Origin of the sequence: Streptosporangium sp. NPDC002721 (assembly GCF_042888905.1) — a bacterium.
GTDB lineage: Bacteria > Actinomycetota > Actinomycetes > Streptosporangiales > Streptosporangiaceae > Streptosporangium.
On sequence record NZ_JBIAQI010000006.1, the window covers coordinates 48607 to 72527 of the forward strand.

The window sequence follows — 23921 nt, forward strand, 5'->3', positions numbered from 1 at the left end:
GCGGAAGCCGGCCGCCCCGAGGGGCGACCGGCTTCTCCTTCCACGGGGTCTAGCGGGTCGTCGGCGCCAGCTCGTCCTTGTCGTAGACCTTCAGCTGCGGCCGCTCACCGCCGTCCTTACCGTCCTTGGCGGGCTTCTTGCGGCCCAGCCGCTCCTTGAGCCGCTCCACCATCACATACAGGGTCGGCACCAGCACCAGCGTCAGCAACGTCGACGACAGCAGGCCGCCGATCACCACGATCGCCAGCGGCTGGGAGATGAACCCGCCCGAGCCGGTCAGCCCCAGCGCCATCGGGATCAACGCGAAGATCGTCGCCACGGCGGTCATCAGGATCGGCCGCAACCTGCGCCGGCCGCCTTCGATCACCGCCTCCACGATGCCCATGCCCTGCTCGCGGTACTGGTTGATCAGGTCGATCAGCACGATCGCGTTGGTCACCACGATGCCGATCAGCATCAGCATGCCGATCAGGGCCGGAACACCCATCGGGGTGCCCGTGGCCAGCAGCAGCCCGATCGCGCCGGTCGCCGCGAACGGCACCGACACCAGCAGGATCAGCGGCTGCACGAAGCTCCGGAACGCCGCCACCATGATCATGAAGACGATCGCGATCGCCGCCAGCATCGCCAGGCCCAGCTGCCCGAACGCCTCGGCCTGGTCGGCGCTGACCCCGCCCATGGTGTAGCTCGCCCCGGCCGGCAGCGCCAGCGCGTCCAGCTTGGTGGTCAGCTGCGTCGTCGTGGCGCCCAGGTCGCTGCCGGTGGCCGTACCCGAGACCGTCGCGCTGCGCTCGCCGTCGATCCGCGTCACCTGCGTGGGACCGGCCACCGTGGACACCTTCGCCACCTGCGACAGCTTCACCACACCCGTGGCGGTCTGCAGCTTCAGCGCCTCCACGGCCTTGACGTCCTCGGGCGCGTCCACGGTCCGCAGCACCACCGCGCCCGAGCGGCCGTCCAGCGTCAGCTCGCCCAGCGGCGCCCCGCGGAACTGCTGGGCCACCAGCTGCCCGATCTGCGTCTCCGTCAGCCCCCTGGCCGCGGCCTTCTCCCGGTCGACGCGCACCTCGACCCGCTCGGCGCCGGCCGCCAGGTTGGAGGTCACGTCCCGCAGCCCGCCCAGGTCGGCCATCGCGGTGCGGACCGCCTCGCTGGCCGTGCGCAGCGTCGCCACGTCCGGCGCCTGCACGATCACCTGCAGCTGGTTGGTCGCCCCGCCTCCGGGGGCGCCCTGGCCGCCGCCGATCGTGACCTTGCCGATCTCGGCCTCGCTCAGCTGCCCCAGCTGCTTGCGCAGCTGCTCCTCCAGCGCCACGGTGTCGGTCCCCTCGGCGACCGTCAGCGAGTACGAGGCCCGGTCGCCGGTGCCACCGCCGCCACCCATGCCCAGGAAGCCGCCGCCGCCGCCCACGTTGACCTGGTAGTCGCGCACGCCCTTCAGTGACGCCAGGACCTCCTCGACCTTCTTGGCCGCCGCGTCCGTCGTCTCCAGGTCGGTGCCCGCCGGCATCCGCTGGCTGAGGGAGATCGTGTCCTGGCCGGAGGAGTCGATGAAGTTGGTCTCCAGGCGGCCGGCCAGTCCCATCGTCGCGGCGAACACCACCACGCCGATCAGGAGCGTCACCAGGCGCCGCCGCGTCGCGAACCGCAACACCGGCAGGTAGGCCCGCTGCAGGGGGCTGCGCAGCTCCTTGGCCTCGGCCTCCTCACGCACCGCCCGCGCCTGCTCCGGCGAGAGCACCGGCGCCTTCAAAAACCAGTACGCCAATACCGGGACCACCGTCAGCGACACCAGCAACGACGCCAGCAACGCCACCGTCACCGTGATCGCGAACGGCGCGAACAGCTGCCCCACCATGCCGCCCACCACCGCGATCGGCAGGAACACCGCCACCGTCGTCAGCGTCGAGGCCGTCACCGCGCCGCTGACCTCGCGCACCCCGGCCAGCACCGCCTTGCGCTTGGCCTCCCCGTACCCCAGGTGACGCTTGATGTTCTCCAGGACCACGATCGAGTCGTCGACCACCCGGCCCACCGCGATCGTCAGCGCGCCCAGCGTCAGCAGGTTCAGCGAGTAGTCGCCCACCCACAAGGCGATCAGCGCGATGACCACCGACAGCGGGATCGAGGCCGCCGTCACCAGCGTCGAGCGCACCGACAGCAGAAAGACCAAGATGACCAGCACCGCGAACGCCAGGCCCAGCAGGCCCTCGGTCGTCAAGTCCTCGATCGAGCGCTCCACGTACGGCGCCTGGTCGAAGATGACCGTCATCTCCGACGAATCCCCGATGGCGCGCACCAGCTCCGGGAGCTTCTCGCGCACCTCGTGGGAGATCGCCACCGCGTTGCCGTCAGGGGTCATCGTCAGCGACAGCCCCAGGCTGGGCTGGCCGTTGGTGCGCGTCAGCGACGTGCCCTCGGCCAGGGTCCGCTCCACCGTGGCCACGTCCCCCAGCCGCACCGGCTTGGGAGCCGCCGCCGGGCGCTGCGCCTGGGCCTGGGCGGCCCGCTGCGCCTGCTGGATCTGCTGGGCCGTGCCGCCACCGGGCGGCATCTGGCGGGCTTGGGCGGGCGCCTGCTGCGCCGTCGGCGCCGGCGCGGCCGGCGTCAGGTACAGGTCCCGCAACTCCTCCAGCGTCGAGATCCGCGCCCCCACCTGGACCGTCAGCGACACCTTGCCCTCGGTCACGCTACCGGCCGGAACCGGCTGGCCGTTGGCCCGCAGCACCTCGGTCACCGCCGTCGGCGACACCCCCGCCAACGCCATCTTGCGCAGGTCCGGAGTGATCGTCACCACCTCGTCGCGGGTGCCCGTCACCGTCGCCGAGCGCACTCCCTCGATGGCCTGCAGCTCCGGCACCACCAGGCGCCCCAGCTTCTCGGCCATGGCCCGCTGGTCGCCGCCGTCGCCCACCGCCAGCTGCATCACCGGGATGTCGTCGGTCCCGCCCGACAGGACCTGCGGATCGACCCCCTCGGGCAGCTGCGCCTCGATCCGCGAGACCGCCTGCTGCATGTCGGCGACCGCGGCGTCGATGTCGGTGCCGTACTCGAACGCCACCTGGACCTGCGCCATCCCCTCCCGGGACGTCGAGGTCACCTCCGAGACCCCCTCCAGCCCCTGGAAGCTGTTCTCGATCGGCTCGGTCACCTGCTCCTCGACGATCTCAGGAGAGGCACCCGGGTAGGAGGCCGCCACGAACGCGCCCGGGAACGACAGCGAGGGCAGGAGCTGTTGTTTCAGCGAGGGGATCGCGAACAGGCCGAACGCGCTCAGCACCAACGCGATCATTATGACGAGGCTGCGGTTGGCGAGGCTCAACCTGGCCAGGGAGGTCATGGGGGCGGGCTCCTCAAGGAGGGATGTCACAACAAGATTCGCCCTAGACTAACACTTCGCCTCATACGAATATTTAACGATGCTTACCAATCCTGATAACCTTCTCAGGAAGCGAGAGGTGAGCGTGAACGACGACCGCGAACAGCTGATCGACCAGATCGGCGCCATCCAGCGCGACCTGGGCAGGCTCATGGCCCAGCACCGCGCCCCCTCCCCTCTCTTCGACTCCAACCTCACCATGCGCCAGCTCAAGGTCGTCATGATCCTCTCCGGCCAGGGCTCCGCCTCCGGCCAGGACCTGGCCACCCACCTCGACGTCGGCCTCGGCACCGTCACCGGCATCGTCGACCGCCTCGTCGCCCACGGCCTCGTCGCCCGCCGCGAGGACCCCCGCGACCGCCGCATCCGCCGCGCCGAGCTCACCCCCGCCGGACGCGCCCTCATCGAGCAGATCGCCGACGCCGGCCTCACCGAGTTCCGGCGCCTGCTGCAACACCTCGACACCCCCACCCTGCGCGACATGTCCGCCATCATGGACAAGATCCAACAGGCCGCCCTCACCCTGCGAAATCCCGCCCCCCACAAAAAGGTCGGATGATAGGTTCTGTCGCTGTGACAGCACCCACAACACCCGCAGCACCCACCACCACCCTCTTCTCCCTCACCGGCCGCACCGCCCTCGTCACCGGCGGCAGCTCCGGCATCGGACACGCCATCGCCCGCGCCCTCGGCGACGCCGGCGCCAACGTCGTCATCGCCGCCCGCCGCCCGACCCACCTCGACGAAGCCCTCACCCGGCTACGCGACCACCACATCAAAGCCGCCGCCATCACCGCCGACCTCGCCGACCCCGCCGACCTCACCCGCCTGTGCCACCAGGCCCCCACCCACTTCGGCGACATCGACATCCTCGTCAACAACGCCGCCAACAACATCCGCCCCCCCATGACCGACCTCACCCCCCACGACTACGAACAGACCATGGCCGTCAACATCACCGCCCCCTACCTGCTCGGCCAGCACTTCGGCCCCCGCATGGCCGAACGCGGCTGGGGCCGCATCATCAACATCGGCTCCCAGCAATCCCACCGGGCCTTCGGCGACAGCGGCGCCTACGGCGTCTCCAAAGCCGCCATCACCGGCCTCACCCGCTCACAGGCCGAAGCCTGGTCCCCCCACGGCGTCTGCGCCAACACCATCATCCCCGGCTTCGTCCTCACCCCCCTCACCGAACCCGCCCAAGCCATCCCCGGCCGCGTCGAAGCACTCGCCGCCCGCACCATGACCGGCCGCAACGGCCACCCCGCCGACTTCGCCGGCATCGCCGTCCTCCTCGCCAGCGACGCCAGCGCCTACATCACCGGCCAGGCCATCTGCGTCGACGGCGGCTTCTCCGTCCACTGACCCTGTTGACCCTGTGATCCCCCCCGACCACCATGATTGAATACGCCCCGGAGCCAACACACCCGGGGAGCCCATGACCACCACCCACCGGCCCCCCACAGCCGCCCGCAGGGCCGTCTCCCACTTCTTCATCCTCCTCGGCATCACCTCCGGCGCCTGGGCCGCCCGCATCCCCGCCGTCAAACACGACCTCGACCTCAGCGACGGCCAGCTCAGCTACGGCCTCCTCGCCGTCGCCATCGGACTCGTCACCGGCATGCGCTTCGCCGGACACCTCACCGACCGCCTCGGCAGCGCCCGCCTCATCACCCCCGCCGCCATCGCCACCGCGCTCACCGTCATCCCCCCCGGCTACGCCCCCACCCTGCCCGCCCTCATCGCCACCCTCTTCCTCTTCGGCTTCACCAACGCCTTCCTCGACGTCTCCATGAACGCCCACGGCGTCGAGGTCGAACGCGCCTACGGCCGCCCCATCATGTCCTCCTTCCACGGCATGTTCAGCCTCGGCTGCCTCATCGGCGCGGGCATCGGCGGCCTGTTCGCCGCCCTCGACCTCAGCGCCGCCACCACCCTCACCGCCGTCGGCCTCCCCCTCGCCCTCACCTCCCTGTACGCCCGCCGCCACCTCCTGCCCACCACCCCACCCCCCGCCACGACCACCACCACCCCGCACCGGCGCGCCCCCTGGACCGGCTGGATCATCCTCATGGGCGTCGTCGCCTTCGCAGGACTCGTCGGAGAAGGCGCCGCCAACGACTGGACCGCCGTCTACCTCTTCCAGAACCTCGGCGCCTCCCAGGCCGTCGCCGCCGCCGGATTCGCCGCCTTCTCCACCGCCATGACCGTCGGCCGCTTCGCCGGAGACCATCTCGCCCAACGCCTCGGACCCGTACGCCTGGTCCGCTACTCCGGCCTCCTGGCCGCCGCGGGCCTGACCGCCGCCCTGCTCTCCGGCCAGATCCCCGTCGCCATCGCCGGATTCACCCTCTTCGGCCTCGGCCTGGCCACCATCGTCCCCCAGGTCTTCTCCGCCGCCGGCAACCACGACCCCGCCCGCGCCGGGCAGGCCATCGCCCAGGTCGCCACCGTCGGCTACGCCGGCCTCGTCGCGGGCCCCGCCATCATCGGCGGCGCCGCCGAACTCGTCGGCCTGCCCGCCGCCCTGGGCATCCCCGCCCTCCTGGCCGCCTTCATGGCCGCCTCCGCCGGAGCGCTGCACCCCCGCAAGACACCGCAACCACACACCCAGCCCACCGGCACCGGCGCCGGCGAGACGGACACGCGCTCACGATGAGCGGACGGCGGCGCCAGGGCTCAGGACCGTCCGGCGCCGGCCGCCGGGCTGTCACAGCCTGACGTACGGCCCCCGAAGCCGCGGGCCGGCGGCCCGCCCCGTTGCGGCCGTACCCGAACAGGGTGCCCTTGTCTTTCGGTGATGAGTCTTTAGTCCGCTGTAAATGATTTTGTGCCCCGAGCGAGCGCCTTTACAATGTAGATTTATTCAGTGGGGCGCCTCGAAACGAGCCAGCCAGGCGGTGAGGAGCGACTCCAGGAGCGCGACCTCCTCGGCGGGCAGCTCGTCGAGGAGGCGGCGCTCGTTGCGCATGTGCTCGGCGAAGGCCCGGTCGATCAGCTCCCTGCCCGCGGCGGTGAGCGCGACCACCCGGCCCCGGCCGTCGCTCTCGCTCGGGCGGCGGGTGACGAGCCCGTCGCGCTCCAGCCGGTCGACACGCTTGGTCATCGCGCCGGTGGTGACCATCGTGAAGGCGGCGAGCTCCCCGGGGGCGCGCTCGAAGGGCGCGCCCCCGCGCCGCAGGGTGGCCAGGACGTCGAACTCCCCCTCCCCCAGCCCGTAGCGCCGGTAGACGACACACAGCTGCTCGGTGAGGTGCCCGGCCAGGCGGTGCAGGCGCCCGATCACCCCTTGAGGGCTCACATCCAGATCCGGGCGCTCGCGGGCCCACTCCCGCTGGATGCGGGCGACGTGATCCAAGGATTCGCTCATGCCGCCATCATAGCTTCCCGGGAAGGTATATTGCTTCCATGGAAGCCACTTTCCGCTGGACGCTGCTCACCGCGACGGCACCGATCGCCTGGGGGACGACCTACTTCGTCACCCACCAGTTCCTGCCGACCGGCTACCCCCTGTACGGAGCGGCCATCAGGGCGCTGCCCGCGGGGCTCCTGCTCCTGCTGCTGTGCGGCAGGCTCCCGCGCGGGTCGTGGTGGTGGAGGTCCCTCGTCCTGGGCACCCTCAACATGAGCGCGTTCTTCGCGCTGGTCTACCTGGCGGCCCAGCTGCTGCCGACGAGCGTCGCCTCGACGATCATGGCGACGTCGCCCGTGGCGATGATGCTCCTGGCCTGGCCGATGCTCGCCGAACGGCCGCGGCTCGCGCACCTGGCCGGAGCCGGCGTCGGCATCGCCGGGGTGTGCCTCATGCTGTTCACCGGCGCGGCCGCCGTCGACGCCCCGGGCGTGCTCGCCTCCGTCGCGGCCATGGTGATGTCGTCGTTCGGCTACGTGCTGGCCAAGAGGTGGACCGCCGGCACCGATCCCGGCGCCCGCGTCGGCGCGCTGGCCTCGACCTCCTGGCAGCTCGTCGCCGGCGGCCTGGTCCTGCTGCCCTTCGCCGTCGCGGTGGAGGGCCCGCCGCCGGCCCTGGACGCAGCGGCGGTCCTCGGGTTCGGCTACGTCACCGTCGTCGCCACGGCCCTCGCCTTCGCCGCCTGGTTCTCAGGGCTGCGGCGCCTGCCGGCGGCGACGGTGGGCCTGGTCGGGCTGCTGAACCCGGTGACCGGGGTGCTGCTCGGCACGACGGTCGCCGGGGAGGCGCTCACCGCGCGGCAGCTGTGCGGGCTGGCGCTGGTCCTGTTCGGGATCCTGCTCGGCCAGCCCGCCGCGGCCCGCCTCGCCGCGCTGCTGCGCAGGCGGGCCGCTCAGCCCGTCCCGGCCGCGGAGGGCTCGGCCGCGCAGGCCAGGTCGCGCGCCGGGCGCTCGCCCGTGGTCAGGAACGCCGTCACCACGGCATCCGCGCAGGTGTTCCCGCCGAACAGGTAGACACCGTGGCCGCCCTGGTCGACCGTCACCATCCGGGCCCGGTCGCCGAGCGCCCGCCGCATCTTCTCCGCGCCGGCCAGCGGCGTCCCCGCGTCACGCAGGAACTGCGTCATGAGGACGTTCGACGGACCGCGGTCACCGACGCGCACCGGCGGCTCGACGGGGCCGGACGGCCAGAACGCGCACGGCCGGATGTTGGCCGCCGCCGCGCCGAACATCGGGTACCGCTTCCGGTCGGCCTCGACGTCACGCCGGTAGGTACCGACCGTCCTGGGCCAGCGCGAGTCGCCGCAGATCACGTACTGATGGCTCGACAGCGAGTTGTCCACGTCCGGCACGGCGTCCCGCGCCGCCGGCGGCGGCGCCTGGCCGGTGTCGGCCATCTTCCACAGCTCGGCCAGCGCGGGGAAGGTCGTGTCGCGAAAGAGCATGCCGAACGTGATCATCCGGAACATCGCGCCGTCGACCCCGTGCACCGGTGTCCTGTCCAGCCGCCCGGCGAGCTCGAAGTACTTCGCGGTCACCTGCCGCGGTGTGCCGCCCAGGCCGTGCTCGGGGCGGGCGGCGGCGTACTCGGCGAAGTCGGGGAGGCGGTCCTCGAAGCCCCGGGCGAACAGGCTCCTGTCCCGGTGGCCGATGCCGCCGGGGGGCAGGTTGCTGTCGATCACGATCCGGTCGCCGCGCCGCGGGAACAGCGTGGCGTACACCGCGCCGAGGTGGCTGCCGTAGGAGTAGCCGAGGTAGGACAGCCTCGGCTCGCCCAGTGCCTCGCGGACGCGGTCCATGTCGCGGGCGGTGTTGGCGGTGGTGACGTACGGCAGCATCCAGGCCGTCTTCGAGGTGGCGCACTGCCGGGCGACGGCCCTGACCTCCCTGGCCCGCTCGGCGACCTCGGCCGCGGTGGCCGCGTACGGCGGGACGTTGCCCCGAAACTGCTGCTCCGGCGTCAGGGCGCAGGTCACCGGCGTGCTGTGGCCGACGCCGCGCGGGTCGAACCCGATCACGTCGTAGGCCTCCAGCACACCGCGCGGCAGGCCGGCGGCCACGAGGTCGGCCGGGAAGCGCAGGCCCGCCGCGCCCGGGCCGCCCGGGTTGAGCAGCAGCACGCCCCGCCGCCGCGCCGGGTCCGCGCTCGCCAGGCGGGAGATCGCGACCTCGATCTTCCGCCCGTCCGGCTCGCGGTAGTCGAGCGGCACCGTGATCGTCGAGCACTCCAGGCCGGGCGCGGCGACGTCCTTGGGGCACGTCCCCCACCGCACCGCGCCCGGCGCGGCCGTCGCCGTGGCCGTCGCTCCCTGCGGGAGGATCGCCGCCACGGCGGCGACGGCCAGGGTTGTCAAAGCTGTCAGGGCTGTCAGGGCTTTTCGCATCCGATTTCCTTCTGTCGAACCAGCCCTTCGATCACAGCGGTCTCGGCGCTCGTCCGGCAGTGCGGCCACGTCATGACCTCGCCGTGACATTTTCGCAGGTGAAGTCATGACATGGCGTCACTGGCACCCCCCGGCCCCCGCTCGCAACGTGGAAGACGTGGGCGGTGGTGGCGGTGTCAGCCGACGTGGACCAGGGGGCGGCGGGCGGTCTCCTGCTCGGCCTGGCGCAGCACCTCACGGGTGAGCGGCGGGATGTCGCCGCCGCCGAAGACGAGGTAGCGCAGCAACGCGCCGACCGGGTTGCCCTCGGCGGCCCAGTGGAAGTAGACGTGCGGGGTCTTGCCGGTCTGGTCGCGCAGGTACAGCAGCAGGGCGGCGATGGCGTTGGCGATGGTCGGGCTCTCCATCCGCAGGATGCGGAACCCGTGGCGCTCCTCACCGATGACGCGCAGCTCCCCGGCGAACTCCGAGGCGTCGGAGACGCTCACCTCCAGAAACAGCAGCCCCTCGCCGGTACGCAGCCGGTGCAGCTCCCAGGCCTCGCGGGCCTTGTCGACGTACTCCTTGCAGTCGCGCTCGTGCGGCTCGTTGGCGATCAGCCGCAGCTCCCCCGCCTCGCTGACGTAGCGCCGGGCCAGGTCGTCCAGGGTGACCTTGGTGACGCGCAGCTCGGTGGAGCGGGTGGCCCGGGAGATCAACGAGGTGATCACGATGGCCAGCACGAACAGCAGGGCGATCACCAGGCCGTCGGGGCGTTCGACGACGTTGGCCACGGTGGCGTAGGCGAAGATCAGCGTGATGACCCCGAACGAGAGCGCCGCACGGGTGCGGCCCTCGTTCCAGGCGGCCAGGGTGACCGCGACGGCGGCCGACAGGATCAGCGCGAGCACGCCGGTGGCGTAGGCGCCGCCCTGGGACTCCACGTCGGCGCCGAAGAACAGGGTGATGAGGAAGGAGATGGCGGTGAAGACCAGCACCATCGGCCGGGCGGCGCGCGACCAGTCGGGGGCCATGCCGTAGCGGGGAAGGTAGCGCGGCACGATGTTGAGCAGCCCGGCCAGCGCCGAGGCCCCGGCGAACCACAGGATCGCGATGGTCGACAGGTCGTAGACGGTGCCGAACCCGTCCCCCAGGTACTCGTGCGCCAGGTAGGCCAGGGCGCGCCCGTTGGCCTCACCGCCCTCGGCGAACTCCTTCGCCGGGATGAGCACGGTGGTGGCGAAACTGGAGGTGATCAGGAAGGCGCTCATGATGACCGCCGCGGTGGTCAGCAGCTTGCGCGCGCCGCCGATCCGCCGCGTCAGGTCCCCCTTGACCAGCGGCATCACGGCCACCCCGGTCTCAAAACCCGACAGGCCCAGGGCGAGCTTGGGCATCACGTACAGCGAGACGGCGACCATCGCCAGCGGGCTGGAGTGCTGGGCCGTCAGCGCCTCACCCCAGCCGGTGACCAGCGCGGGGTCGGCGAGCACCCGGTGCAGGGCCGTCCCCAGGACGATCACGTTCAGCACCAGGTAGACGGCCACCAGGACGACGGCGATCGAGATGGCCTCGCTGAACCCGACCAGGAACACCCCGCCCAGGGCGGCGATCAGCGCCAGGGTGACCGGGACCTGCCAGCCGGACAGGAAGTGCGGCACGAACGGGTTGTGCAGGATGTGGGCGGTGGCGTCGGCCGCCGACAGGGTGATGGTCACGATGAACGCGGTGGCCACGAACCCCAGCAGGAACAGCACCAGCAGCTTGCCCCGCCAGCCCGGCAGCAGGCGCTCCAGCATCGACAGCGAGCCCAGCCCGTGCGGGCTCTGCCCGGCCACCGCCCGGTAGGTCGGCAGCGCGCCGAACAGGGTCAGCGCCACCAGCAGCAACGTCGCCAGCGGGCTGAGCGCCCCGGCGGCCAGCGCGGCGATGCCCGGCTGGTAGCCCAGGGTGGAGAAGTAGTCCACCCCGGTCAGGCACATCACCTGCCACCAGGAATGCTGCCGCTCGGGCGGCTCCTCGTGGTGGGGGCCGCTGGTCCTGGGGTCGGAGCGCTGCAGCCCCTTGAGCAACCACCCCCGCAACCCCGAGTCCACCCGTGCCGACGCCGACGTACCTGCCACTGGTTCTCTCCCTGTGATGCCCGCGATCCCTGTGATCCCTGCGCTGCCTGCGCTGCCTGCGCTGTCTACGCTGTCTACGGTCGCCTCGGTCGCCGCGATCCACGTCCTCGCCCGGACGGCGCCGGGCGGCGGTGTCCGGGCTCTAGCGCCGGTCACGTCCCGCGGCCGCGAGAATCGAGGGAGGTCCGGTGAGAAGACGGCGTGACAGGTGGCCGGCGGCCGATGAGAAAAGGGCGAGGCGCCCCGGACGGCGCGACGCGGCCGGGAGGGGTCGCCGGAGGAGGGGAAGAGGAGACACCCCTATTCCCTACCGGTCCGGCCGCCGGGCGCCTACGAAATCATGCGGATCCATACGCGTTCTTGACGCCGGTTCGTCCGGATTCACCCTTCTCGCGCCGCGCCGGTTCCTGCCGTGTCCTGACCGTGTTCTGCCGCCCTGTCCCGTGGGGTTCCCGGTACGTCGCGGTGTCCGGCTCCGCGGCGAGAGCGCGACCCGGGCGGCTTCACCTGCGGTTGGAGCGCTCCCACCGCGGGTCGATGATTGAGCAGGTCAGGGTGGGTAGGGACTTCCGCACACCTTCCACAGCGACCGTTCCGATCATGGCGAACACGTCGGCAGCCCCCCGCTGAGCGCCACGGACGGCACCCACCCGAGGGGACGGACATGCACGCCGACCAGCACGGCCACTGGCCGATCAGCACCGACCTGATCGGCCTGCGCCGGCACCTGTACCGCTACATGAGCCAGGTGGGCCTGGTCGGGACGCGACGCGACGACCTGCTGCTGGCGGCCAACGAGGCCGTCATCAACGTGCTGGAACACGGTGACGCGGTCGGCAGCGTGAGCGTCTGGCACGACGAGGCGGACCTCGTCGTCGACGTCGTCGACGACGCCGGACGCCTCACCTCCGACCAGGCCGACCGCCGCCGGCCCGCCCCGGGCTCGGTCCGCGGGTTCGGGCTGTGGCTGATGGGCCGGCTCTGCGACGAGTTCACCATCCGCCAGAGCGGCGGACGATCCCACGTCCGGCTACGGATGCGCCTGCACGCCACCCCCGGCACCGGATGACCCCCCACCCCACGCCCACCCCGCGCTCCCGCACGGCGAGCACCGGCCGGCGGCGCCGGGCTCAGCCCGCGCGCGGGTCGGGCCCCGAGGAAAGGCCGACCGTGAGCATCAACGGGGTGGCGATCCCGTGCTGGAAACCCGCCTCGGCGAGGAAGGCGGCCAGCCAGCCCAGGGCGGCCGGCGACCACTCGGCGAGGACGCCGTGGAAGGTGACCCGGTGGTGGCCGGACCCGCGCCACACCTCGTCGATGACGGCGGGCTCCAGGACCGGGCCGTCGTCGACGGCGAGGACGTCGTCATCGTCCGTGGGGAGCGGGTCGCACGAGAAGACGTCCTGATCGAACTCCCGCATCCAGCGCAGCATCCCGGGCGCCGCCGAGCCGATGGACGGGTCCTGCCCGCCGTCCAGCGTCACGCGTACCCCCGCCCTCAGGCGCGGGTCACCGTCGGCGAACCAGCCGGCGTCCTGGAGCAGGGTCATCACGGCGTTCACGCGCGACGACGTACCCACCGGGGCCTCCAGGCTCTGCACGGGCAGCAGGACCCGGACCGCCCGCGGGTGAGCGGTGCCGACGCGCGCCACGACGTCGTCCACGCACGCCAGGAACGCCTGCACCGGCAGCGGCCGGTCGGCCGGGACCGACCCGGTCAGCACCACCTGGAACCACGCGACGCGCGCGAGCCCCGGCCCCGAGGCCGGGGCCTGTCCCGCGTCGTTCATCCCCCACAGGCCGCCGGAGACGCGCTCCGTGGCCTCGGCGAGCCATCCCATCGCGGACGACCTCGCGACGAACAGGCTGTAGGCGTCGGAAGGGGCGACGAGAGGATCCCGCCACGGGTGCGGCGCCAGCTCGCCGTACAACGCGGCGAGCATGGTGCCGTCGGGTTTGATGCTCACGTCGCCCCTCTCCCGTCAGCGCCTGCAGTAGATGTTCTGCCCCGGGGTGAAGAGCTTGCCCGGGTCGTCGGCCAGGCCGACCAGGTCCACGTCGATGACGCTGCGCCACCCCGTCAGGCTGCCGCCGGTGCACCCCGCCCGCCCGGTCGCGCGGTTGCCGGCGCCACCGCCGGACCTCACCGTCGCGCTGCCGGGTGTGCCGGCGTTTCTCCAGCTGCCGTCAGCGTAGTACTGCTGCAGCTGGACCGTGACTATCGCCAGCGTGGCGTTGCAGTTGCCGTTGACCCACCAGCCGTGCCCGGAGGCCTCGAAGGCGGAGCTGGAGACGTGGACGTAGTCGCCCCTGGTCTGGAAGTAGCACACCGCGGCGGGCGCCCGGCCGTTCTCCGGGGAACCGGAGTTCCTTGAGTTCGCCTCGCCACCGGCCGGGGCGGGGGCGGGGAGCGGGGCGGGAGCGGGCGGGGGGGCGGCCCGCTCCGGGGCCGCGACCGCCGAGGTCTGCGACATCGCGAGAAGCACCGCGCCCACGATGCCGGCTGTTGTGGAGATCCTGCGAAAGGAGCTCCCGCGAAAGGAGCTCCTGCCAAAAGAGTGACGCATGACCGCACCTCCGAGCTGAGTCGAACGGGATCAGGGAACTGCCACGCCCCCTGTCTTGCGGTTGAGAACGCACGCGGCGCCGATCTCGATCAGCGGGCCGGGCATAAACAAAGTGTCATCGCATTTCTACGGTGTCAAGAAATTCAAAATTGCTATGAAGCGTTTCGTCATGATATGAATTACGATTTCTTGTGCATCCCGCCAGTTCGCCAGATAATCGGTTTAACAAGGGTTTTAAGCTCAATGTCACATGGGTTCGAAAGGGGAATAATTTCCCTTCTGTCGAATCCTGGGTGCGATCGCGACCGCCCGGCCCGTGTCGTTGTTGCGGGGTTTTCGTGGTGTCGTTAGTGATTTTGGCTCCGACCCAATGCCTTTACGATGTAGATCAAAAATGTGACTCCGGTGAGCCGCGCGGACCCGGGGAGGACGACCGGACACGGCCGGAAACCGCCCTCCCCTCCTTCGGTACCGGATTCGCGCCGCTCACCCACTCGCCCGCCCGGCGGAGCCGTAACTCAAGCTGTGGTTTCGTACCGCGGGCCGGGAAAGGCGCCTGTCGCACCGTCCGGGCGCCCGCACGAAAACCTGTCGCCGCCGTTCACGGTGAGGGCGATCTCGTCACCGTGGGAGCGGGGTCCGTGGCCGACGCCCAGACGCGGGAAAAGGCCTCCCCCGCCGACAGCCGGTCGACGATGGTTCGCAGGGCCTCCTCACCGCCGCCCGTTCCCGCCCGGCGGCTCACCCGGCAGGCGGCCTTCGCGTACAGCCGGGGATCGGCCGACGCCGCGCGCAGCCACTCGCCGAGCGTGGCCGGGAGGGGCTCGCGGGAGTCGGCCAGGCAGCGGTCGCCGGCCGGGGCGAGGTAGCGGGGGTCGTCGCTGACCAGGACGGCCAGGCCCTCGTCGAACCACTGCGGGACCTCGGCGCCGTCGAGGCGGGCGTGGAGCTCCACGTGGGTCAGTTCGTGCGAGGCGATCACGGGGTCGACGCCGCGCGGGGACAGCATCACCGACCGGTTCAGTACGGCGACGCCGCGTTCGCGACCGCCGCCGATCCTTCGGTAGCAGTCCTCGGACAGGCACACGAGGATGTCCGGAGAGCTTTCGCGTCCTCCGAAGAAGGCGCGTACCCGCTCGTCCGCCCGCTCGACGACCGCGACGACGTGCTCGCGCCGGGACCGCGACAGCCCGGGTTCGGCGTACAGGCCGGGCCGCAGCCTCTCCAGGCCGTAGCAGCCGGGGCAGGTGGTGGCCGCGAGGGAGGGGAACGCGAGCACGGTGAACGCCGTGGCGGCACACAGGAGGACCGCGACCGCCGCGACCGCGATCCACCGGCGTTTCCAGCGATGTTTCCAGCGGCGGCTTCCCGGTGGCCGGATCAGGGGCACGTGGTCCCCCGGGGCGGCAGCCGGCGCTCGGTGACGTACCTGCTGACGTGGTCGATGACACAGGGGTTGGCCATCGCGCCGAAGAGGTTGTGGCCCGGGCCGTCATGTTCGATCGTGCGGCTGCCCGGAATCTGCCCGACCACCCGGCGGGTGGAGTCGAGGTCCTGCCAGGTTCCCGCGCCCAGGAGCGGCGGCAGCGTACGGGGCATCGGCGTGGGCGGGTTGGTCACCGGGACCGGCCAGCCGGCGCAGGTGAGCGGCAGGTGCCAGGCCAGCGCGAAGGAGGCGCCGGTGTTGGGGGCGATGGCGCGCAGCCGCCTGACCGTGCGCGCGACATCCCGCTGCCTGGCAGGACGCGGCAGGTCCAGGCACTCCTTGTACCCGCCGCCCGGGGCGCCGGGATAGGGCTGGCGGCTCGACAGCACGAAGCCGGAGGCGTCGCCGGCCTCGGCCGCCGTGAGGGCCGCCACGAAGTCGCCCCAGCTCGCGGGGCCGGGACGGAGCTTGAGGAACGCGATCGCCCGCAGCTGTGTGCCGTCGAAGCGGGCGTCGGCCTGCGGGGCGGGGATCGGCTCGCGGTCGGCCCTGGCGATCAGCGCCCGCCAGCGCTTCTCCGTCCCGGCGGGCGCCCAGGCGAAGAAGCGGTCCATGAATCGCTCGGTCTCGCGGGCCAGGAGGCCGAGTTCCCGTTCCCAGTCGCGCAGGCTGTGGTTGCGGGTGCCGTCGACGTACATCGTGCGCACGCGGTGGGGGAACTGCCGGGCGTAGGACTGCGCGATCATCCCGCCGTACGACAGGCCGAGGAGGTTCATCCTGTCCTCGCCGAGCGCCGCGCGGACGGCGTCGGCGTCCCGGGCGTCGGCGGCCGCGTCCATGTGGTCGAAGAGCTCCGGGTCGGTGTCACGGCACCTGTCGCCCCTGGCCCTGTTCGCCGCGGCGAGCCGGTCGAACCCGGCCTGGTCGGCGGGGAACGCCGGAGTGCGCAGAAAGCCCCAGTCGCACCGCAGCACCGCGCCGCTGAGGCCGGGGTAGCCTCGCGGGTCCCAGGTGACGACGTCCATGGACGTGCGCATCTTGTCGAAGATGCGGGCACGTGAGCCCAGCGAGGCGATCTGGTGTCCCTGGGGGCCGCCGAAGTTGACCAGCACGGCCCCCTTCCTGGTCCCGGTGGCGGGCAGCCGGGCCACCTTGAGGGTGATCTTACGGGCGCTTCCGGGCGACAGGGCGACGGGCAGGTCCACGCACCGGAGCTCGGGCGCGCCCTCGACGGGGCAGGCGTCCCACCGGAGGGAGGGCTGCGGCGGCTGCGGTGACGGGGCGCCGGCCGATGTCGTGAGCATGGCCAGCGCCAGGATTGTGGTGAGCATGCGCGGAACACTAGGAGCCGGGGGCGGCCGGGATCTGCCGCCGAAAGTCATCGACGGCTGTTCACCAAAGTTGACGGTGAACGGCCATCGGGGCGCGATGAGTAAGGTGAGGTCCATGTCCAGGTATGCGCTCGTCAGCGCGGTCGTGGTCGCGGACACGGCGCTGCTGTGGCTGGACGGGACGGACGGGTGGAGGCTCGCCCCGTACGCCGTGGCCGTGGCACTCACCGTGGCGGTGGCCGGCCGCCTGCCGTTCGTGGCCTTCCTCGTGGCGCTGGCGCTGGCGGTGCTCACCGGCGGGTCACTGGCCCTGCTGGTCTGCACCGGCTTCCAGGCCGGGTACCGCGCCTCCGCGCGCAGGGACCTCGTGGTGACGGCGTGTGCCCTGAGCGTGTACGTGTCCGTGCTGCTGCTGGTCGTGCAGCGCGCGCCCGGCGCCGCCGAACCGTGGATGGCCCTGGCCCGCGTCGTGATGCTGACCGTGCTGCCGTTGCTCGCCGGTCGCCACCTCGCCCGGGAACGCGAGCACCTGCGCCGGGAAAGGGCCCTCATCGCCGAGCAGGAGCGGCTGCGCGAGCGGCTGCGCATCGCCCATGACATGCACGACTCGCTCGGTCACCTGCTCAGCCTGGTGTCCGTGCGGGCCGCCGCGCTGGAGGTGGGCTCCCTGCCTCCCGAGCAGCGGCGGGCGGTGGGCGGCCTGGCCGACACCGCCCGTGCCGCCGCGGCCGGACTGCACGAAGTGGTCAACGCGCTGCGCGGCCGCGACACCCCCGGTCTGGACGACGTCGGCGACCTCCTCGCGCGGTCCCGGGCCGCGGGCAGCGCGGTGACGATCGAGACCTCCGGCGAGGCCGTCTCGCTCATCGACGCGAGGGCGTCCCACGCCGCCTACCGGGTCGTCCAGGAAGGGCTGACCAACGCGGCCAAGCACGCGTCCGGCACGCGGATCACCGTGTCGCTCGACTGGCAGCCCGACGCCCTCCTGGTCTCGGTGACGAACGCGATGCCCCGCCGCCCCGCCGCCTGCGTCCCGGCCGACGGGAACGGCCCGCGTGGGAACGGCCTGCGCGGGCTCACCGAGCGCGTCGCAGCGGCCGGGGGGCTGCTGCGCGTCCATCCGGGGCCGCGCGAGTTCCGGCTCGTCGCGATGCTCCCGCTGGTGGCGGTTCCGGCCGGGGCCGCCACGTGATCAGGACCCTGATCGCCGACGACGAGCCCCTCATCACCGCCGGCGTCCGCACCGTCCTGGAGTCGGCCGGGGACATCGAGGTGGTGGCCGTCGCGCGCGACGGGCGCGAGGCGGTGCGGGCCGCCCGCCTGCACCGGGTCGACGTCGCGCTCCTGGACATCTCGATGCCGGTCATGGACGGCCTGGCCGCGGCGGCCGAGCTGGCGGCGGGACCGCGGGTGGTGCTGCTCACCGCTTTCGGCGACGAGGACAACGTACGCGGCGCGGTGCGGCGGGGCGTGTCCGGGTTCGTGCTGAAGACGTGCACCCCCGAGGAGCTGATCCTGGCGGTCCGCGCCGCTCACGCCGGGCAGGCGTACCTGTCGCCGGCCGTGGCCCGCCTGGTGCTCGACATGGCGGCGCCGGGCGACGACGAGCGCGGGCGCGACGCCGCCCGACGGCTGGCCACCCTCACCGCCCGCGAGGCCGACGTCCTCGCCCTGGTGGCGCAGGGCCTGTCCAACGCCCAGGTCGCCCGGCGCGTCCACATGACCGAGGCCAGCGTCAAGACCTACGTCAGCCGCGTCCTGGCCAAGCTGGACTGCGCCAACCGGGTGCAGGCGGCCCTGCTGCTGCGCGACGCGCCGTCGCCGGGGAGAACACCCGTCCGCGACTCGCGCGCTTCGCGAGACTGAGGGTCATGCGCTGGATCCGTCCAGGTTCCGCGCCCGTTCCCGGTCGCCGCCGGGCGCCCCGGATCGGGGGTCGCCGCGCTCGCTCCTGGGAATCCTCGGAGAATTTTCCCGGGGCGTGTCGATCCGGCCGTACCCCGTTCGTCGTCATGGCGAAGGGCGGCCCGCCAGGCGGGGCCGCGACAGAACACGAAGGAGCCAGATCATGAAGTACATGTTGCTGATGTACGGTCCCCCGGCGGCCGACGGGGGCGTCCAGTGCGAATTCGAGGAGTGGGTGACCTACGACAAGGCGCTGCGGGAGGCGGGGGTCCTGGTCTCCGGGTACGCCCTGAAGGACGTGAGCACCGCCACGACGGTCCGGGTCGGCCCGGCGGGCGAGCGGACCGTCACCACCGACGGGCCGTTCGCCGAGACCCGCGAGATCCTCGGCGGCTACGACGTCATCGACGTGCCGGACCTCGACGTCGCGCTCGAATGGGCCGCCCGCTGCCCCGGCGCGCGCTACGGCGGGTCGGTCGTGGTGCGGCCGATCGACGAGTTCGAGGCCTGACGGTGACGGACGAGGGAACGGGCGGGGAGACGGGCGAGGGGCCGGGCGGGCGGGCCGGCGACGCCAGGTCGTCCGTGGAGTCGGTGTTCCGCGAGGAACGCGGCCGGCTGCTCGCCTCCCTCGTCCACCGCTTCGGCGACCTCGACCTGGCCGAGGAGGTCACCTCCGAGGCCGTCGAGGCGGCCCTGGTGCACTGGCCGGTCGAGGGGGTCCCGGCCAGGCCCGGGGCCTGGCTGCTGACGACGGCCCGGCGCCGGGCCGTCGACCGGCTGCGGCGCGACCGGGCCTACGCCGCCCGGCTCGCCGTCCTGCAGGTGGAGGCGGACCGGGCCGCCCCCGCCCCGCCCCCGGACGCCGACGGCGATCTGCCCGACGAGCGGCTGCTGCTGTTCTTCACCTGCGCCCACCCTGCCCTGCCCGCCGAGGACCGCACGGCCCTGACCCTGCGCTGCCTGGCCGGGCTCACGACGCCCGAGGTCGCGCGGGCCTTCCTCCTGCCGCCCGCGACGACGGCCCAGCGGATCGTACGGGCGAAGAGGAAGATCCGCGAGGCTCGCATCCCGTTCCGCGTGCCCGGTGCCGACGAGCTGCCGCGGCGCCTGCCGGGGGTGCTCCAGGTCATCTACTCGATCTTCACCGAGGGGTACGCGGCCAGCTCGGGCCCGGACCTGCAGCGCCTCGACCTCGCCGAGGAGGCCCTGCGGCTGGGCCGGATCCTGCGCCGGCTGCTGCCCGCCGAGCGGGAGGTCGCCGGGCTGCTCGCCTTGATGCTGCTGGTCCACGCGCGGCGCGAGGCCCGTACCGGACCGGACGGCGAGATCGTGCTGCTCGACGACCAGGACCGCGGCCGGTGGGACCGCGCCATGATCGAGGAGGGCGCCGCGCTGGTGCTCGTCGCGCTGACCGGCGGGCCGCCCGGCCCGTACGGGGTGCAGGCCGCGATCGCCGCCCTGCACGACGAGGCCGCCGACGTCGCGACCACCGACTGGCCGCAGGTCGTGGCCCTCTACGACGTGCTGCTCGCCCTCGCGCCGTCCCCGGTGGTCGCGCTGAACCGGGCCGCGGCGGTGGCGATGCGCGACGGGCCGCAGGCGGGTCTGGCGCTGCTCGACGAGCTGGCCGAAGAGCCCAGGCTGCGCGACTACCACCCCTATCCGATGGCGCGGGCGGACCTGCTGCACCGGCTCGGGCGCCTCCCCGAGGCCGCGGCGGCCTACCGGGAGGCGCTGGGTCTGGCCGGCACCGACCCCGAACGGGCACACCTGCTGCGCAGGCTCGGCATGGTCGAGCCCTCCGGCGCCGGCGGCACGACCGCCCCCTGACGGCGGAACGTGCCGCCGTCGCCATCACACGGACAACTGTCCGGGAACGCTCGCGACCGCGTGCACGTGCGCGTGCGCGCCTCGCCGAGAATCCTCACCACCGTTGGACACCCGACTGAGAAGAGCCTGACATGGACAACGAAGAGATCTTCACCTGGACGACGGACGAACGGCTCGGGGTCGCGGCCCTTCTCGGCGAGCTCGACGAGCACGAATGGCGGGCCCCCTCGCTGTGCCCCGGCTGGACGGTCCACGACGTGGCCGCTCACCTGACGCTCTCCACGCACGCCATGGTCCTCGACACGATCAGACGCGCGATCCGGACACGCGGCGACATCAACCGGGTCTTCGCCGACCAGGCGCGGGACCGGGCGGCCGGGTTCGGGCCCGCGGAGCTCGTCGCGCAGCTCCGCGAGACGGCGGGCTCACGGCGCCGCGGCCTCGGCTCCAGCCCGCTGGACACGCTCGTCGACGTGCTGGTGCACGGCCAGGACATCGCCCGCCCGCTCGGACGCGTGCGGGAGATGCCCGCCGAGCGGGCGGTCGCGGGCCTCGGCCGCGTCCTGGGCACCGGCTTCTACGGCGCTCCCAAACGTCTGCGCGGTACGAGGCTGATCGCCACCGACCTGGACTGGTCGGCCGGTGAGGGCCCGGACGAGGTGCGGGGTCCGGCCGGTGATCTCCTCCTGCTGGCGACCGGGCGGGCCGCGGGGCTGGCGGGCCTGTCCGGGCCGGGGGTCGAGCGGAGAGCGAGGAGATCCTCGGCGAGCTCCTCACCGGCCGCCGCGACCGCTTCGTCGTCGCCACCAAGTACACCCTCTCGCGCGACCACGACGACCCGAACGCCGCCGGCAACCACCGCAAGAACCTCACCCTGTCCCTGGAACGCGGCCTGCGGCGGCTGCGGACCGACCACATCGACCTGTACTGGGTGCACGTCTGGGACCGCCACACCCCGGTGGAGGAGACGATGCGGGCGCTGGACGACGCCGTACGCGCCGGGAAGATCCTCTACGTGGGCGTCTCCAACGCCCCGGCATGGGTGGTCAGCCGTGCCAGCACCCTGGCGGAGTGGCGGGACTGGACGCCGTTCGCGGGCCTGCAGGTGCCGTACAACCTGCTCAGGCGCGAGGCCGAGCGGGAGCTGCTGCCGATGGCCGGGGCGTTCGGGATGAGCGTGGCCGCGTGGGGGCCGCTCGCCGGTGGCGTGCTGTCGGGGAAGTTCACCGGCCGGGAGGCCACCGAGGGGACGGAGCGGGCCACCCGGGTCGATCCCGGCTCCCTCACCGCGCGCGACCACGCGGTCGCGGGTGCCGTACGGGAGGTCGCGGGCGAGCTGGGCGCCACGCCGGCCCAGGTGGCGATCGCCTGGACCCGTGCCCGCTCCCCCGCCGTCCACCCGATCGTCGGCGCGAGGAACGCCGGGCAGCTCGCCGAGAACCTGGGCGCGATCGACGTCGTCCTCCCCGAGGAGGCGGTCGGGCGCCTGGAGTCGGCGACGGGGTTCGAGGTGGGCTACCCCGGTGACTTCATCGCCGAGTGCGAGGCCGACCCGCGGGTGTTCGGCAAGGCGCCCACGGAGCCACGCGCCCGGTCGTAGACCTCCGGGTCAGGGGGTGGTTGGGCCCGCGGGTCCCCGGGCCACAGCACCTCCGGGTCACAACGCCCCCGGGTCACAGCCTTCCGGGCACAGCACCTCCGGGTCACAGCGCCCCGGGCATAACACTCCCAGGCACAACGCCTCCGGGTCACAGCACCTCCGGGACCGGCCGGGTCTTCCGGCTGCGGTCCCGATGCCCGGCGAACGCCACGGTGAGTTCCAGCCCGCCCCCCGGGTTGGGGCGCGCCCGCACGTCGGCCCCGTGCGCCTTCGCGATCGAGGCGACGATCGACAGTCCGAGCCCGGCTCCCTGCTCCCGGGTCGTGTGCAGCCGCCGGAAGGGTTCGAAGAGATCGCCGAAACGTTCCCACGGGACCTCCGGGCCGGTGTTCCTGACGGTCAGGATCCCGTGGGCGAGCGTCACCTCGACGGTCCCGCCGGGGTGGTTGTGGCGGACCGCGTTGTCGACGAGGTTGGTGACGAGCCGGTTCAGCAGGACCGGATCCCCGTCGACGACGAACGGTTCCGTCCGTGCCGTCACGGTGACGTGGCCGGAGCCGCCTTCGGCCAGGACGAGGCGCACCACCTCGTCCAGGGCCACCGGCCCGCTCCTTTCCAGACCGTGTTCCGCCTGGGCCAGGACCAGCAGGGCGTCGATGAGGTTCTCGGTGCGGCGGTTGTGGAACAGGAGCTTGTCGCGGATCTCGCCGACGTCCTCGGGCAGGCCGATCTCGATCGCCGCCCGCTGGACGGCCAGCGGGGTGCGCAGCTCGTGGGACGCGTTCGCGATGAACCGCCGCTGTCCCTCGACCGAGCGTTCGAGCCGGTCGAGCATCGCGTCGAACGTGTCGGCCAGTTCCTTCAGCTCGTCCTTCGGCCCGGTGAGCGCGATCCGCTCGTGCAGGTTCGACAGGGACAGCCGCCGGGCGGTGGCGGTGATCCGGTGGACGGGCCGCAGGATCCGCACGGCGACCAGCCATCCGACGGCCAGCGACACCAGCGTCAGGATCCCGACCGTCAGCACGGTCACCTCCCACTGGTAGCCGACGACGTCGTCCACCAGCCGGGGCAGCGGTGGCGGCGACGGCCGCTCCGGCACTCCCCGCACCGCTTCCCCCGGTACCACCGGTTTCACCGGCTTCACCGGTGCCGGCATCGGAAAGCGCGCGATCCGCGTGTGCAGCGCCTGGCTCAGCAGCAGGTTGACCGTGACGAGCAGGACGACCGAGGTGAGCAGGAACAGCCCGGAGTAGATCAGCGTCAGCCGTACCCGGATCGTCGTCACAGCAGGTACCCCGCGCCGGGGATCGTCTGGACGCACGGCGGGTCGCCCAGTTTCGCCCGCAGGCGGCTGACCACGACCCGTACCACCGTCGTGAACGGGTCGGCGTTCTCGTCCCAGGCCTCCTCCAGCAGCCGTTCGGAGCTGACGACCGCGCCGTCGGCCCTCATCAGCACCTCCAGGACGGCGAACTCCTTGAGCGACAGGTGCAGGTGCCGCCCGTCCCGCGACGCCTGGAGGCGGTGCGTGTCGACCACGATGCCGTGCCGGCTCAGCACCGGCGGCACCCGCGACAGGCTGCGCCGTCCCAGCGCCTTCACCCGCGCGACCAGTTCGGCGTAGTCGAACGGCTTGGGCAGGTAGTCGTCGGCGCCCATCCCGAGCCCCTCGACCCGGTCCGGCACCGACGCCGCCGCCGTCATCATCAGGATCCGCGTACGGCTCCCGCGCGCCACCAGCTCGCGGCACACGAGATCGCCGTGCGTTCCGGGCAGGTCCCGGTCCAGCACGAGCACGTCGTAGTCGTGCAGCACCAGCCGTTCGGCCGCCGCGGCCCCGTCGTACACCACGTCGACGGCCATGGCGTGGCGGCGCAGTCCCGTCGCCACGAGGTCGGCCAGGTCGCGTTCGTCTTCGGCCACCAGAACCCGCATGCCGACGTTCTTACCCGAACGGGGGTAACAGCGACGTTAACCATTTCG

At 72.5% G+C, this 23921-nt stretch carries 18 protein-coding genes and 3 pseudogenes; 11 read left to right on the forward strand and 10 right to left on the reverse strand.

Annotated features, from left to right (window positions below; translation table 11 throughout):
* Positions 1 to 49: 49 nt before the first annotated feature.
* Positions 50 to 3340: an efflux RND transporter permease subunit gene (locus ACFYWM_RS09480; RefSeq protein WP_389911230.1), complete on the reverse strand. Its 3291-nt coding sequence runs from the start codon at positions 3338 to 3340 to the stop codon at positions 50 to 52.
* 118 nt (positions 3341 to 3458) lie between these two features.
* Here ACFYWM_RS09480 and ACFYWM_RS09485 point away from each other — a divergent pair, with 118 nt between their 5' ends.
* The 3 genes from ACFYWM_RS09485 to ACFYWM_RS09495 all read left to right on the forward strand — a co-directional run bounded on the left by ACFYWM_RS09485 (position 3459) and on the right by ACFYWM_RS09495 (position 6038).
* A complete protein-coding gene (locus tag ACFYWM_RS09485; RefSeq protein WP_389911233.1) occupies positions 3459 to 3938 on the forward strand; it encodes a MarR family winged helix-turn-helix transcriptional regulator in 480 nt (159 codons plus the stop codon).
* A 14-nt stretch (positions 3939 to 3952) separates the two neighbouring features.
* Positions 3953 to 4744 (forward strand): SDR family NAD(P)-dependent oxidoreductase, encoded by a 792-nt coding sequence (locus ACFYWM_RS09490; RefSeq protein WP_389911236.1) that lies wholly within the window; start codon positions 3953 to 3955, stop codon positions 4742 to 4744.
* Between the two features lie 73 nt (positions 4745 to 4817).
* On the forward strand, positions 4818 to 6038 hold the full coding sequence (locus ACFYWM_RS09495) for an MFS transporter (RefSeq protein WP_389911239.1): 1221 nt from the start codon (positions 4818 to 4820) through the stop codon (positions 6036 to 6038).
* Positions 6039 to 6245: 207 nt separating this feature from the next.
* Here ACFYWM_RS09495 and ACFYWM_RS09500 read toward each other — a convergent pair whose 3' ends face one another.
* Positions 6246 to 6749 carry a MarR family winged helix-turn-helix transcriptional regulator gene (locus ACFYWM_RS09500; protein ID WP_389911242.1) on the reverse strand — a complete coding sequence of 168 codons (504 nt, stop codon included), beginning with the start codon at positions 6747 to 6749 and terminating at the stop codon, positions 6246 to 6248.
* A gap of 38 nt (positions 6750 to 6787) precedes the next feature.
* Between ACFYWM_RS09500 and ACFYWM_RS09505 the strand changes: the two genes are divergently transcribed.
* Complete coding sequence (locus tag ACFYWM_RS09505; RefSeq protein WP_389911245.1) at positions 6788 to 7804, forward strand: EamA family transporter; 1017 nt, start codon at positions 6788 to 6790, stop codon at positions 7802 to 7804.
* Here the strand turns inward: ACFYWM_RS09505 and ACFYWM_RS09510 are convergent.
* Both ACFYWM_RS09510 and ACFYWM_RS09515 read right to left on the reverse strand, forming a co-directional pair.
* Positions 7777 to 9282, reverse strand: a pseudogene (locus ACFYWM_RS09510) (alpha/beta hydrolase); the annotation flags it as partial. The gene ACFYWM_RS09505 and the pseudogene ACFYWM_RS09510 overlap by 28 nt on opposite strands.
* A gap of 68 nt (positions 9283 to 9350) precedes the next feature.
* The gene (locus tag ACFYWM_RS09515) at positions 9351 to 11276 is read right to left on the reverse strand and encodes an amino acid transporter (RefSeq protein ID WP_389911248.1); all 1926 of its coding nucleotides are present in this window, start codon (positions 11274 to 11276) and stop codon (positions 9351 to 9353) included.
* 664 nt (positions 11277 to 11940) lie between these two features.
* Between ACFYWM_RS09515 and ACFYWM_RS09520 the strand changes: the two genes are divergently transcribed.
* Positions 11941 to 12345: an ATP-binding protein gene (locus ACFYWM_RS09520; RefSeq protein ID WP_389911250.1), complete on the forward strand. Its 405-nt coding sequence runs from the start codon at positions 11941 to 11943 to the stop codon at positions 12343 to 12345.
* 61 nt (positions 12346 to 12406) lie between these two features.
* Here the strand turns inward: ACFYWM_RS09520 and ACFYWM_RS09525 are convergent, their stop codons facing one another.
* The 4 genes from ACFYWM_RS09525 to ACFYWM_RS09540 all read right to left on the reverse strand — a co-directional run bounded on the left by ACFYWM_RS09525 (position 12407) and on the right by ACFYWM_RS09540 (position 16600).
* Positions 12407 to 13243 carry a hypothetical protein gene (locus tag ACFYWM_RS09525; RefSeq protein WP_389911253.1) on the reverse strand — a complete coding sequence of 279 codons (837 nt, stop codon included), beginning with the start codon at positions 13241 to 13243 and terminating at the stop codon, positions 12407 to 12409.
* A 15-nt stretch (positions 13244 to 13258) separates the two neighbouring features.
* On the reverse strand, positions 13259 to 13762 hold the full coding sequence (locus tag ACFYWM_RS09530) for a hypothetical protein (RefSeq protein WP_389911256.1): 504 nt from the start codon (positions 13760 to 13762) through the stop codon (positions 13259 to 13261).
* A 682-nt stretch (positions 13763 to 14444) separates the two neighbouring features.
* A complete protein-coding gene (locus tag ACFYWM_RS09535) occupies positions 14445 to 15233 on the reverse strand; it encodes a hypothetical protein (RefSeq protein ID WP_389911259.1) in 789 nt (262 codons plus the stop codon).
* Positions 15224 to 16600 (reverse strand): alpha/beta fold hydrolase, encoded by a 1377-nt coding sequence (locus ACFYWM_RS09540; RefSeq protein WP_389911262.1) that lies wholly within the window; start codon positions 16598 to 16600, stop codon positions 15224 to 15226. The genes ACFYWM_RS09535 and ACFYWM_RS09540 overlap by 10 nt, the downstream gene beginning before the upstream one ends.
* A gap of 115 nt (positions 16601 to 16715) precedes the next feature.
* Between ACFYWM_RS09540 and ACFYWM_RS09545 the strand changes: the two genes are divergently transcribed.
* The 6 genes and pseudogenes from ACFYWM_RS09545 to ACFYWM_RS09570 form a co-directional block, all read left to right on the forward strand.
* Positions 16716 to 17792 (forward strand): sensor histidine kinase, encoded by a 1077-nt coding sequence (locus ACFYWM_RS09545; protein WP_389911265.1) that lies wholly within the window; start codon positions 16716 to 16718, stop codon positions 17790 to 17792.
* Positions 17789 to 18466 (forward strand): response regulator, encoded by a 678-nt coding sequence (locus ACFYWM_RS09550; RefSeq protein ID WP_389911268.1) that lies wholly within the window; start codon positions 17789 to 17791, stop codon positions 18464 to 18466. Before ACFYWM_RS09545 ends, ACFYWM_RS09550 begins: the two co-directional genes overlap by 4 nt.
* A gap of 202 nt (positions 18467 to 18668) precedes the next feature.
* The gene (locus ACFYWM_RS09555) at positions 18669 to 19016 is read left to right on the forward strand and encodes a YciI family protein (RefSeq protein ID WP_389911271.1); all 348 of its coding nucleotides are present in this window, start codon (positions 18669 to 18671) and stop codon (positions 19014 to 19016) included.
* Between the two features lie 2 nt (positions 19017 to 19018).
* On the forward strand, positions 19019 to 20338 hold the full coding sequence (locus ACFYWM_RS09560) for an RNA polymerase sigma factor (protein WP_389911274.1): 1320 nt from the start codon (positions 19019 to 19021) through the stop codon (positions 20336 to 20338).
* Positions 20339 to 20469: 131 nt separating this feature from the next.
* Positions 20470 to 20982 (forward strand): annotated as a pseudogene (locus ACFYWM_RS09565) (maleylpyruvate isomerase family mycothiol-dependent enzyme); the annotation flags it as partial.
* A gap of 107 nt (positions 20983 to 21089) precedes the next feature.
* Positions 21090 to 21938: pseudogene (locus ACFYWM_RS09570) on the forward strand (aldo/keto reductase); the annotation flags it as partial.
* Positions 21939 to 22086: 148 nt separating this feature from the next.
* Here ACFYWM_RS09570 and ACFYWM_RS09575 read toward each other — a convergent pair.
* Together ACFYWM_RS09575 and ACFYWM_RS09580 are read right to left on the reverse strand one after the other, a co-directional pair.
* Positions 22087 to 23223 (reverse strand): sensor histidine kinase, encoded by a 1137-nt coding sequence (locus tag ACFYWM_RS09575; RefSeq protein ID WP_389911276.1) that lies wholly within the window; start codon positions 23221 to 23223, stop codon positions 22087 to 22089.
* A complete protein-coding gene (locus tag ACFYWM_RS09580; protein ID WP_389911279.1) occupies positions 23220 to 23873 on the reverse strand; it encodes a response regulator transcription factor in 654 nt (217 codons plus the stop codon). The genes ACFYWM_RS09575 and ACFYWM_RS09580 overlap by 4 nt, the downstream gene beginning before the upstream one ends.
* Between the last annotated feature and the right edge of the window lie 48 nt (positions 23874 to 23921).